The sequence below is a fragment of the Luteimonas huabeiensis HB2 genome, from assembly GCF_000559025.1.
GTDB lineage: Bacteria > Pseudomonadota > Gammaproteobacteria > Xanthomonadales > Xanthomonadaceae > Luteimonas > Luteimonas huabeiensis.
Map to the genome: position 1 here is coordinate 103,867 of NZ_JAAN01000020.1, position 9,902 is coordinate 113,768.

Consider the following 9,902-nt stretch of genomic DNA (forward strand, 5'->3'; position numbering starts at 1 on the left):
CCTAGGCCGGCCACGATGAGGGCGCGCGATTAAGTCACGATTAAAGGCCCGCCTCAGGCTGGAGCCATGACCGGGCGGTGGCGACGCCGGGTACCATGCGCTAGGGTGCAGCGCGCATCTGGTTTCCGGAGTTGGCATCAATGAGGATCCTGGTCGTTGAGGACGACGAATTGATCGCCCGGGGCATAGTCTCGGGTCTTCGGGCTTTTGGAATGACAGCCGATCGCGTGGAGAGCGTCGCGCACGCCGAACTCGCGCGACAGACGACCCATTGCGACGCGATGGTGCTGGACCTTGGGCTGCCCGACGAAGACGGCATGCAGCTGCTGGTGCGCATGCGCCAGAGCGGTGATGATTTGCCGGTACTGCTGCTGACCGCGCGCGATGCGGTGGAAGATCGCATCGCCGGCCTGCAAGGCGGCGCCGACGACTATCTGGTCAAACCGTTCGATCTCGGCGAGCTCGTGGCACGCCTGCACGCCTTGTTGAGGCGTGCCGCTGGCCGCAGCGTGAACCTGATCGAAGCCGGTTCACTGGCGCTGGATCCCGCCAGTGGGCAGGCTTGGCTCGACGGCATACCCGTCGACCTGTCGCGTCGCGAGACCGCACTGCTCGCCAGCCTGATGCAGGCAGGCGGGCGCTGCCTGTCCGGCGAACAGCTCAAGGACAGCCTGTACGGTTTCGAACAGGAGGTCGACAGCAACGCAATCAACGTGCACATCCATCACCTGCGCCGGAAACTCGGTGCCGATGTCATTCAAACCGTGCGCGGACTCGGATATCGGTTCGGCAGGGCCGAGCCATGAGCCTGCGATTCCGCCTGGTGCTGACAATCGGCATCGCCTTGGCGGTGCTGTGGAGCGTGGCGGCGGCGTGGATGCTGCGTGACCTCGATCGCAACCTGCAGCATACCCTCGACGACCGGCTGGCGATGTCGGCACGCATGGTGTCCGGACTGCTGGCGCAGGGCGCGTTGGTGGGCGCCTCGCCGGTAGCGGCGGCTGATGCGGTGACCGTTGCCGGCAGTCGCGGGATGGCGTGCCAGATACGCTCGCTGCGTGGGGAGGTGATCGCCACCACCCAGGGCGCATCCAGCGCACTGATGGCGACCGACGCGCCGGGCTATCGCACGCGTGAGATCGAGGGTACGGCGTGGCGTACCTACACGCTGGAGGCGAATGGTTACAGCATTACCACTGCCGACAGTCTCGGTGAGCGTGCCGAACTGAGCCGCCAGATCGCGCTGGCGGCCGGGCTGCCGTTCCTGATTGCCGCGGTGGGTGGCTTGCTTGCGTTGTGGCTGGGCGCGGGCCGTGCGCTCGCGCCGCTCGATCGGCTGCGTCGCACGCTAGCGCAGCGCCAACCCGATGCCGACGAGCCCCTCGACGCGCAACCAATGCCGGGCGAACTCCGGCCGTTGGTCGAATCCCTCAACCACCTGCTGCAGCGCGTTTCCGACGCGGTGTCACGCGAGCGCAGCTTCACCAACCATGCTGCGCACGAACTGCGCACACCCTTGACTGCGATCGACACTCACCTGCAGGTTGCGCGGCTGACTGGTGGCGAGGACTCACGACGTGCGCTGGCCGATGCCGGTGAAGGCGTGCAGCGTATGCGTGCGACGCTGGACCAGTTGCTGATGCTGGCGCGGGTCGAAGGACGGCTGCCGTTCGACGACGGACAGTGGATCACCGCCGCGCAGGTGGTGGAGCAGGCGGTGGCGGCCAGCAGTCCGGCGGCCAATGGCCGGGTCGTTGTCGTGGCTGGAAGCGGTAGTCAGGCGGTGCCGGCGGTGCCTCCCGCGCTGTCCGTGGCGGCGTTGCGCAACCTCGTCGACAACGCGTTGCGCTATTCGCCTCCGGGAAGTGCCGTAGACCTTGTTGCTGATGCCGATGCCACCACGGTACGGTTCCGTCTGTCCGATCGTGGCGCTGGTCTCGAACCTGACGAGTACCGGCAGGCGACGCAACGGTTCTGGCGAGGACGCGCGACCGGCAGCGCAGGAGGCAGCGGGTTGGGGTTGACGATCGTCGAGGCAATCGCCGAGCGTCATGGCGGGTACGTGGTCTTGCGTCCCAGGGAGGGAGGTGGGACGGTCGCGGAGCTCGTCCTGCCGAGGCAGGACGGTTAGATTCGGCGGCCGTGGAATGCCTCCAACCCCCGACCCTCGCTAACCTTGGGGGCTTTCCGCCATTTCCTGACAGTACTGGCGAAGGTGCTCCGGCAGGTCCGGAGGACACTGCCCGCACGCCTTGTTACCCGGCACGGCATAGTCGATGAACTTCGGGTATGGCAGGTTCAGGTTTTCCATCAGCTCGATGAAATCCTCGAGCGTGCGTTCGGCGCCGAGCCGCGGGTTGCGCTGCTTCTCCTGCGCGATGCTCGATACGCACCGCCCCTGGTAGTCATGCGCCGGGTACACGAGCGTCTCGCCCGGGAGGCCGAACAGCCGACCGCGTACGCTCTCGTACAGTTTACGCGCGTCGCCGTTCTGGAAGTCCGTACGGCCGCAGCCGTCGATCAGCAGCGCGTCGCCGGTGAACACGCGGTCATTCATCACCAACGCGAAGTGGTTGTCGGTGTGGCCGGGCGTATGCATCGGGTCTATGCGCACGCCGCCGACCTGCAGGGGGACGCCGTCTTCCATCGGCACGTCGGTACAGGACAATGCATCGAGCGCGGGGGTAGCGATGCGGCTGCCTACCTCCCGCCGGAGCATCGACGCCGACGTGATGTGGTCCGCATGAATGTGCGTGTCGATCGTCATAACGAGATTCAGACCGAGCTCGTTGACTACCTGCAGGTCGCGCTGCCAGGCGGGCATCACCGGATCCACGAGGGCGGCTTCGCGCGTTTCGGGGCAGGCGATCAGATAGGTGTAGGTCGAAGACACCGGCTCGAAGAGCTGGCGGAAGATGGCGGCGGGACCGATCATGACCGGGCTCCTTCGTTTTCCGCGAGCGCGACCACCGCCGGCTCCAGCGTCGTCAGACCGGCCTCACGGCCGCGCTTGAGCGCCGCTTCCAGCGAGCAGCCGCGGTTGAGTATCGCGTCAAGCGCGATCATTGCGCCCACGCGGTTGGAACTCGCGCAATGGATCAGGACCCCGCCTTCGCGGCGCGCATCGTCCAGCGTCTGGCCGAACTCGCGCACCCGGGCTCGGTCGAGATCGGCGGCGCCGGCGATCGGCAGCGATACGTAGTGCACGCCGAGCCGGGCGGCCTCGGCGGCTTCGTCGTACTCCGCCGGCTCTTCTGGGGCACGCAGATTGATAACCGTACGCACGCCCTCGCGCACGAGTTCGGCCAGATGCGCAGGCGTGGGCTGCCCACCGGCGTAGTGATCTTCAGCGAAGCGCCAGGGTGTGTTCATGGGAGCCTCCGGAACGTTTGCGGGGAAGAACGAAATTCAGATCCAGCCGAGCTCACTCGCGGTGCGGTACAGCATGTACACCGCGACGACGACGATCAGGCCGGCAAGCACCGTGTTGAGCACGCCCTTGCGGTCGCCCAGGCGTGTGGCGAGGCGGGCGCCAAACAGACTGCCGACCGCGCCGCCGCCGATGAACGCCACCGCAAGCGACCAGGCGACCAGTCCGGAGCTCGCGTAGCTCAATGCGGTGGTCAGTCCGAAGGCGGTAACGGCGAGCAGCGATGAACCGACCGCGAACAGGATCGGCATGCCGGTCGAGGCGATCAGGCCCGGAACTACCAGAAAGCCCCCTCCAATACCGAAGAAACCCGACAGGAGCCCGGTGACCGCGCCCGAACCCAGCAGCTTCGGCGCGTTGCCCCGATTGAGCACCACCGCCGGATCCCCTTCACTTCCGCGCGAGCGGAACATCATGCCGGCGACCACGAGCATCAGGAGCGCGAACAATGCAAGCAGCTGCTGCCCGTCCATGGCCTTGCCGAGCATCGCCCCGAACCACGCGCCCAGCACGCCGGCGATAGCGAACGCCGCGGCGCAACGCCACTTCACGTTGCGCTTGCGGGCATGGTTGGTCAGGCCGATAAGTGCGTTGGCCGCAACCGCAAGCGCGCTGGTGCCGATCGCCACATGCGGGTCGCGCACCCCGACGAGGTAGACCATGAGCGGGACCGCGAGAATGGAGCCGCCGCCACCGACCAGCCCGAGCGTGAAGCCGACGACGCCGCCGGAAATGACCCCCATCACTAACTGGAACGTGGTCATTGGACAGCCTCCTGGCTGCCACAGTAGGCGGCGTATAGCGTATCGAGCACGCTTGCAGCAGGGCCCTCGGCTAGCGCGTAGTAGATGGTCTGCGCCTCGCGACGCGTCGTGACGAGCTGCATCTCGCGCAGTACGGCCAGGTGCTGCGACAGGGCGGACATGCTGAGCCCGGTAATCGGCTGCAACTCTCCTACCGAAGCCTCGCCCTCGACCAGCTGGCACAGCACGAGCAGGCGTGCCGGATGGGCCAGTGCCTTCAACAGTGCGGCCGCTTCATTGGCATGCTGCGCCATCTGCTCGGTCGAGGGCATCGGACGTATCTTCTTTGATGAACGGGCCATGGCGGATGTAGTTTAGTAAGCTCTTGACAAGGACAGGTGACGAATGTAATGTAGCAGTACCTAAAGTACAGAGCAAGAAGCTGTCAAATGAATCCGCAGGTGCAGAGCTTTTACGACCCGGCCACGTTCACCTTCACCCACGTGGTCTACGATCGTGACGGTGGCCATGCCGCCATCGTCGACCCGGTGCTCGACTACGATCCCGCCTGTGCCCGAACCTCGACCGCCTCGGCCGACCGCGTGCTCGCGTTCGTGCGCGATCATTCGCTGATCGTGGACTGGATCCTTGAAACCCATGCGCATGCCGACCACCTGACGTCGGCGGCATACCTCAAACGCGAAACCGGCGCGAAGGTCGCGATCGGTCGCGGTATCACCCAGGTGCAGGAGCGCTTCAAGGCGCTGTTCGGGATGGAGCCGGAGTTCGCCACCGACGGCCGCCAGTTCGATCGGCTGTTCGCCGATGGAGACACGTTCGCCATCGGCGAGCTCGAAGCGCGTGCGATCGCGACGCCCGGTCACACCGACGATAGTCTGACCTATCTCGTTGGTGACGCCGCGTTCGTGGGCGATACGGTGTTTGCCCCTGAAACGGGCACCGCGAGAGTGGACTTCCCAGGGGGCGACGCGCGCAAGCTCTACCGATCGATCCGCACCTTGTTCGATCTGCCCGCCGACACCCGCCTGTTCCTGTGCCACGACTACCCGCCGGCCGAGCGCGAGGCGCATCCGCAGAGCTCGCTCGACGAGCAGAAGCAGCGCAATGTGCATGTGGGCGGCGAGGCAGATGAGGAGACGTTCGTGAAGTTGAGGACCGAACGGGATGCAAGACTGGCGGCGCCCAAGCTGATTCTGCCGGCGTTGCAGGTGAACATTCGCGCTGGCGAGCTGCCGCCGACGGACGCGAACGGCATCCGCTACCTGCGGCTGCCCCTGAACCAATTGGGAGGTGAGGCATGACCACGTGGATGATCGCCCTGGCAGGCGGGGTGCTGATTGGACTGTCCGCGACGTTGTTGCTGTGGCTCAACGGACGGGTCGCGGGCGTCAGCGGCATCCTCAACGGCGTTCTGTTCCCGAAGGCAGGTGATGTGTCGTGGCGCGCCATGTTTTTGCTGGGCTTGATCGTCGCCGCGGGCCTATACATGGCACTGGTGCCCGGTGCACCACTGCCGCGGACGGACTATTCGCGAGTCGGGCTGGTGGTCGCCGGGCTGCTGGTGGGCTTCGGCACGCGCATGGGCAACGGCTGCACGAGCGGCCACGGCGTGTGTGGGCTCGGCCGACTGTCCATGCGCTCGCTGGCGGCCGTCCTGACCTTCATGGCCACGGCCATTGCAACCACCTTCCTTGTGCGCCACGTCTGGAGTTGATGATGAAGTTCTCGATTGCCGCGCTGCTGTCGGGTGCGCTGTTTGGTCTGGGGCTGGCAATGTCGGGCATGACCGACCCCCGCATCGTGCTCGGCTTCCTCGACGTGTTCGGAGATTTCGATCCGACGCTGGCGTTCGTCCTCGGCGGCGCCGTCACCACCACCGGGCTGCTGTTCCGCTTGGTGCTGCGCCGTGGCAGCCCGGTGCTCGCCGATACGTTCCAGCTGTCGAACCTGAAGCAGGTCGACCGCAAGCTGCTCGGCGGTGCGGCACTGTTCGGAATCGGCTGGGGTATCGCCGGCTACTGTCCAGGTCCTGCACTCGCGGGCCTGGGGATCGGCTCGGTCGAAGCGCTGTGGTTCATCCCGGCCATGCTGGCTGGCATCCTGTTGCACCGTGTCGTCAACCGCGCCTGAGGTTATGCCATGAAGCCTATTCCATTGCTCTTCCTTGTCGTTGCGCTCGCAGGCCCCGGCTGCGCCTCCGCCACGTACCCGACTGCACTGCCGACCGTTGCGGATGCGGTGTCACCTGCGCCGGGCATCGTGTCGGCGGGGCGGCTGGATGCCGACGACATCTCACGCGTGCGTGATGCTGGCATCCGCCACGTCATCGACCTCACCTTGGATGCGGAGACGCCAGATTTCGACGAGGCGGCAGCCGTCCGCGCGGCCGGCCTTCTGTACTCCAACCTGCCATTACGCGGTGCAGTGGATCTCACCCGTGAGAACGTGATGGCGTTTGATGCCATTGTTCGAGACGCGAAACGTCCGGTGCTCGCGCACTGTGCCAGCGGCAACCGTGTCGGTGCGATGGCAGCGCTCCGGGCCGCATGGGTGGACGGAAAGGAGGCCGATGAAGCGATCGCGATCGGAAGAACCTGGGGGCTCAAGGGTCTTGAGGAAGAGGTGCGCCGCAGGATCGAGGCCGACGCTTCCCAGGCCAGGAGCAAGGTCCCGGGCTAACGACCGCTGCGTGCCGGATCCGGTCAGTGCCGGACTGCGTCCATGATCCGGTAAGCGTTCGCGCCGGCGACCTGCCGTTCTTCGTACCCGGCACCGAGGGCGTGCTGATACATCCGAAGGTAGCCCCCCAAGACGACGAGCACGTCATCACAAAGAACTATCCGAACTCGTTCCACAAGACGGACCTCAAGGAGACACTCGATTCCGACGGCATCGAATAAGTCACGGTTATTGGCCGATGAGCCACATGTGCATCGCCGCGACAACTTGCGCCGCGGCTATTTTGGTTACAAGACAACGGTCGTGCACGACGCCTGCGCAACCCGCGAGCTCGAGTTCGATGGGAAGAGCGTGCCCGCCGAGCAAGTGCATACGGCCCTGATGTCAACGCTCGCATTCGGGTATGCGGAAGTCATGTCAGCCGACACCTATCTGGCCAAATGACATCTGTAGGGGCGTGCAGCGCGATTTGCTTGGCGGTAAGTCATCGGCCGCTCTCTCATCCCGGGCGTTGCTACGTGATGTCCGCTCTTGTCCGAGAGCGGTCGTTGGCAATGGTTGGCGCATCCCCCACCGCGATCGGTGCCAGTTGCTACGCGAAGTCAACGGCTGGGGCGGGCGGAAGGCACTGCCTAAAACGACGCTGTAGTTCCGCGATCTTTCCTGCAGGGCCACTGCAGGTCATTTGCAGAACGTTGGTGGCAAACATTAAGAAGCCATTTCCATTGAGGACAATGGCAACCTTCTGGTGTTCTGGGCAGCCCAGTAGCGCTTGAAGCACAGGACGAATTCCGCCGTGTACGTAGGAGTGCATTGGCTTCCACGTGGCGTCCTTGAGTGCAGCTAACGACTGATGTACCCATAGGGGATGGTGCTTCTCGATCGTCACCAGCATGGAATCTACCGGAGGCCCCTTAATGGTCTCATCTCTAACATCTGCGTCAGGAGTTGGTGGCGTGAAAAATTGCCGGATCCAGTCCTCACTTGCCCCCTGCAGACACCAGATTGCCCGCACAAGCGATTCGAACGAAGGGCGCACCAACGTCATGGCAGTGACATCGAAGCCATGCGCCAGCAACTGCTGCTGGCTCAGTACATGCTCACGTACGATGGAACAGTAGCCGGTGTGTACGGAAGGCATCCGAGGACCGATGGACGCCGCCATCGCGCGTCCATTGGGTTTGGCTTGCTGGTGGCCACACGGGCGCCGGTGCTCTATCCATCGTGTGGTGCGTGACCGCCTCGGTCATCGCGGCATCGTTAAGCTGGTAGCCGCTGGGACTGCGGTGACCAGGTGTTGGATGCATGGAAGGCGGAACACACAAGCGGCCCATACTCGCAGCGGCACTTTCCCTCCGGAACCATTGAGTCTGCACCGGCGCGTTGCCGGTGTATTCATCTGCCGTTTACATGGGTCCGTATAATCGGGCGCATGCCTCTGCGCGCACTCCTGATGCGGTTGTTCCTGATCGTAGCCTTGCTGGCTAACGGTCCGGGCATCGCTGGTGCGTCCATGCACATGACGGAGCACCTGAGCAACTCCCCGGGTGACGCCGCCCACGTGACAGCGACGCAGACAGCGGCCGACTGCCACGGGGCCGGAGTGATCGCTCCGGTGACCGACGACCACCATCATCCGCAGGCCGCTGATCACACCGGGACAGCACCACCGTTGGGCGACTGTTGTGAGACGGGCAATTGTGGTGCCTGCATGCACCACTGTTCAGCGGCAATCGCCGGGTCGGCACTCGCCGATTTCACCACCCGGTACCGGCACACCGCCGAACCGTTCCTGTCAGTGCACGCGTCCGCGGCCCTGACCAATCTCTTCCGACCTCCGATCGGCTAAGTGTCCCTGCGCGCCTTCCGAGGCGCTGATGGATCCTGTCCGCTGCTCCGCACCGACAGGGAAACGCTCGCCTCGCGAGCCCTCGTCACTCTCCCGGAGTTCCCATGTCATCCGATCTTTTCGACCGCGCCGAGGGGCTGTCCGCCCCGTCGCGCCGCCGCTTTGTCCAAGGCCTTGCCGCCGGAGGCGCCGTTGCAGCCCTCGGCCTGTGGCCCCGCTCCAGCTGGGCCGTCAAGGCCGAAGGCGTCCCCAATGTGCTCTCGGGCACCGACTTCGACCTGACCATCGGCGAGACGCCGATGAACTTCACCGGTGCCACGCGCCCTGCGATCACGGTCAACGGATCGATCCCAGCGCCCCTACTGCGCTGGCGCGAGGGCACCACGGTCAACCTGCGGGTCCGCAATGCCCTGCCCCCCGGCTCGATCCATGGCGACCAGGCGTCGATCCACTGGCACGGCATCCTGCTGCCGGCCGACATGGACGGGGTGCCCGGGCTGAGCTTCAACGGCATCAACCGCGGCGAGACCTACCAGTACCGCTTCAACGTCTCAGCGGCACGCTCGCCGTCAGGCAAGGGCTGCGGGCTCCCGTGCCCAACGTCGATCCCAAGCCGATTCTCACCATGGACGACATGGGCCACGGCGGAATGGGTGGCGGCGGCCATGACATGTCTTCGATGTCTCACAGCGCAATGGCCGGTGGTGCAACCGGCGGCATGGATCACAGTGGTCACGACATGTCGGCGATGGCTGGAGGCGCAATGGCCGGCGGAAGCATGGCCGGCATGGATCATGGCACCGGCGGGAGCATGGCCGGGATGGACCACGGTGCCGGCGGCATGCAGGAACACCCTGCCACCGAAACCGGCAACCCCCTGGTCGACATGCAGACGATGGCGCCCGCGCCCAGGCTGGATGACCCGGGCATCGGCTTACGCGACAACGGCCGCCGCGTGCTGACCTACTCCGACCTGCGCAGCACGTTCAGCGACCCGGACGGGCGTGAGCCCGGTCGCACGGTCGAGCTGCACCTGACCGGGCACATGGAGCGTTTCGCCTGGTCGTTCAACGGAGTGAAGTTCGCTGATGCCGAACCGCTGCGCCTGAACTACGGCGAGCGCATGCGGATCGTGCTGGTCAACGACACGATGATGTCGCACCCGATCCACCTCCACGGC

At 65.2% G+C, this 9,902-nt stretch carries 14 protein-coding genes and 2 pseudogenes; 11 read left to right on the plus strand and 5 right to left on the minus strand.

The genetic code is table 11. The features are described 5' to 3' along the window. Nucleotides 1-140: 140 nt before the first annotated feature. Together Z164_RS0108290 and Z164_RS0108295 are read left to right on the plus strand one after the other, a co-directional pair. Nucleotides 141-806 (plus strand): response regulator, encoded by a 666-nt coding sequence (locus Z164_RS0108290; RefSeq protein WP_024890241.1) that lies wholly within the window; start codon nucleotides 141-143, stop codon nucleotides 804-806. After that, nucleotides 803-2,131: an ATP-binding protein gene (locus tag Z164_RS0108295; RefSeq protein ID WP_024890242.1), complete on the plus strand. Its 1,329-nt coding sequence runs from the start codon at nucleotides 803-805 to the stop codon at nucleotides 2,129-2,131. The genes Z164_RS0108290 and Z164_RS0108295 overlap by 4 nt, the downstream gene beginning before the upstream one ends. A 39-nt stretch (nucleotides 2,132-2,170) precedes the next feature. Here Z164_RS0108295 and Z164_RS0108300 read toward each other — a convergent pair whose 3' ends face one another. Genes Z164_RS0108300 through Z164_RS0108315 form a run of 4 tightly spaced genes read right to left on the minus strand, consistent with a single transcriptional unit; the run spans nucleotide 2,171 to nucleotide 4,505 of the window. Beyond that, complete coding sequence (locus Z164_RS0108300) at nucleotides 2,171-2,935, minus strand: MBL fold metallo-hydrolase (protein ID WP_043689606.1); 765 nt, start codon at nucleotides 2,933-2,935, stop codon at nucleotides 2,171-2,173. Beyond that, nucleotides 2,932-3,372, minus strand: coding sequence for a protein tyrosine phosphatase family protein (locus Z164_RS20225; RefSeq protein WP_024890244.1), 441 nt, complete (start codon nucleotides 3,370-3,372; stop codon nucleotides 2,932-2,934). Before Z164_RS20225 ends, Z164_RS0108300 begins: the two co-directional genes overlap by 4 nt. Nucleotides 3,373-3,408: 36 nt before the next feature. Beyond that, nucleotides 3,409-4,194: a sulfite exporter TauE/SafE family protein gene (locus Z164_RS0108310; RefSeq protein WP_024890245.1), complete on the minus strand. Its 786-nt coding sequence runs from the start codon at nucleotides 4,192-4,194 to the stop codon at nucleotides 3,409-3,411. Then, nucleotides 4,191-4,505, minus strand: coding sequence for an ArsR/SmtB family transcription factor (locus Z164_RS0108315; protein WP_043689608.1), 315 nt, complete (start codon nucleotides 4,503-4,505; stop codon nucleotides 4,191-4,193). The genes Z164_RS0108310 and Z164_RS0108315 overlap by 4 nt, the downstream gene beginning before the upstream one ends. Before the next feature lie 117 nt (nucleotides 4,506-4,622). On the opposite strand from Z164_RS0108315, the gene Z164_RS0108320 reads away from it, so the two are divergent. From Z164_RS0108320 to Z164_RS23105, 6 genes are read left to right on the plus strand one after another with little or no spacing between them, the layout of a single operon-like run. Continuing rightward, entirely contained in the window at nucleotides 4,623-5,495 is an 873-nt protein-coding gene (locus Z164_RS0108320) for an MBL fold metallo-hydrolase (protein WP_024890247.1), read from the plus strand. Further along, nucleotides 5,492-5,908 (plus strand): YeeE/YedE family protein, encoded by a 417-nt coding sequence (locus tag Z164_RS0108325; RefSeq protein ID WP_024890248.1) that lies wholly within the window; start codon nucleotides 5,492-5,494, stop codon nucleotides 5,906-5,908. Before Z164_RS0108320 ends, Z164_RS0108325 begins: the two co-directional genes overlap by 4 nt. Then, nucleotides 5,908-6,324: a DUF6691 family protein gene (locus Z164_RS0108330; protein ID WP_024890249.1), complete on the plus strand. Its 417-nt coding sequence runs from the start codon at nucleotides 5,908-5,910 to the stop codon at nucleotides 6,322-6,324. Before Z164_RS0108325 ends, Z164_RS0108330 begins: the two co-directional genes overlap by 1 nt. Nucleotides 6,325-6,333: 9 nt before the next feature. After that, entirely contained in the window at nucleotides 6,334-6,873 is a 540-nt protein-coding gene (locus Z164_RS0108335) for a protein tyrosine phosphatase family protein (protein WP_024890250.1), read from the plus strand. Nucleotides 6,874-6,899: 26 nt separating this feature from the next. Further along, nucleotides 6,900-7,094: an isochorismatase family protein gene (locus tag Z164_RS23100; RefSeq protein ID WP_052338391.1), complete on the plus strand. Its 195-nt coding sequence runs from the start codon at nucleotides 6,900-6,902 to the stop codon at nucleotides 7,092-7,094. Nucleotides 7,095-7,104: 10 nt separating this feature from the next. Further along, complete coding sequence (locus tag Z164_RS23105; protein ID WP_201769582.1) at nucleotides 7,105-7,317, plus strand: hypothetical protein; 213 nt, start codon at nucleotides 7,105-7,107, stop codon at nucleotides 7,315-7,317. Nucleotides 7,318-7,465: 148 nt separating this feature from the next. Here Z164_RS23105 and Z164_RS22400 read toward each other — a convergent pair whose 3' ends face one another. Then, on the minus strand, nucleotides 7,466-8,038 hold the full coding sequence (locus Z164_RS22400) for a DUF6988 family protein (protein WP_152540893.1): 573 nt from the start codon (nucleotides 8,036-8,038) through the stop codon (nucleotides 7,466-7,468). Nucleotides 8,039-8,305: 267 nt separating this feature from the next. Between Z164_RS22400 and Z164_RS0108350 the strand changes: the two genes are divergently transcribed. From Z164_RS0108350 to Z164_RS23700, 3 genes and pseudogenes are all read left to right on the plus strand, one after another. Beyond that, nucleotides 8,306-8,722: a CopL family metal-binding regulatory protein gene (locus Z164_RS0108350; RefSeq protein WP_024890252.1), complete on the plus strand. Its 417-nt coding sequence runs from the start codon at nucleotides 8,306-8,308 to the stop codon at nucleotides 8,720-8,722. Nucleotides 8,723-8,826: 104 nt separating this feature from the next. Next, nucleotides 8,827-9,273, plus strand: a pseudogene (locus tag Z164_RS23695) (multicopper oxidase domain-containing protein); the annotation flags it as partial. A gap of 2 nt (nucleotides 9,274-9,275) precedes the next feature. Then, a pseudogene (locus Z164_RS23700) lies at nucleotides 9,276-9,902 on the plus strand (multicopper oxidase domain-containing protein); the annotation flags it as partial.

What these genes read in the sequence shown, in the direction of transcription:
- Z164_RS0108300 (WP_043689606.1), bottom strand. Translation starts at nt 2,935, where the DNA reads ATGATCGGTCCCGCCGCCATCTTCCGCCAGCTCTTCGAGCCGGTGTCT.
- Z164_RS0108310 (WP_024890245.1), bottom strand. Translation starts at nt 4,194, where the DNA reads ATGACCACGTTCCAGTTAGTGATGGGGGTCATTTCCGGCGGCGTCGTC.
- Z164_RS0108330 (WP_024890249.1), top strand. Translation starts at nt 5,908, where the DNA reads ATGATGAAGTTCTCGATTGCCGCGCTGCTGTCGGGTGCGCTGTTTGGT.
- Z164_RS0108315 (WP_043689608.1), bottom strand. Translation starts at nt 4,505, where the DNA reads ATGCCCTCGACCGAGCAGATGGCGCAGCATGCCAATGAAGCGGCCGCA.
- Z164_RS22400 (WP_152540893.1), bottom strand. Translation starts at nt 8,038, where the DNA reads ATGGCGGCGTCCATCGGTCCTCGGATGCCTTCCGTACACACCGGCTAC.
- Z164_RS0108325 (WP_024890248.1), top strand. Translation starts at nt 5,492, where the DNA reads ATGACCACGTGGATGATCGCCCTGGCAGGCGGGGTGCTGATTGGACTG.
- Z164_RS0108290 (WP_024890241.1), top strand. Translation starts at nt 141, where the DNA reads ATGAGGATCCTGGTCGTTGAGGACGACGAATTGATCGCCCGGGGCATA.
- Z164_RS20225 (WP_024890244.1), bottom strand. Translation starts at nt 3,372, where the DNA reads ATGAACACACCCTGGCGCTTCGCTGAAGATCACTACGCCGGTGGGCAG.
- Z164_RS0108350 (WP_024890252.1), top strand. Translation starts at nt 8,306, where the DNA reads ATGCCTCTGCGCGCACTCCTGATGCGGTTGTTCCTGATCGTAGCCTTG.
- Z164_RS0108335 (WP_024890250.1), top strand. Translation starts at nt 6,334, where the DNA reads ATGAAGCCTATTCCATTGCTCTTCCTTGTCGTTGCGCTCGCAGGCCCC.
- Z164_RS0108320 (WP_024890247.1), top strand. Translation starts at nt 4,623, where the DNA reads ATGAATCCGCAGGTGCAGAGCTTTTACGACCCGGCCACGTTCACCTTC.
- Z164_RS0108295 (WP_024890242.1), top strand. Translation starts at nt 803, where the DNA reads ATGAGCCTGCGATTCCGCCTGGTGCTGACAATCGGCATCGCCTTGGCG.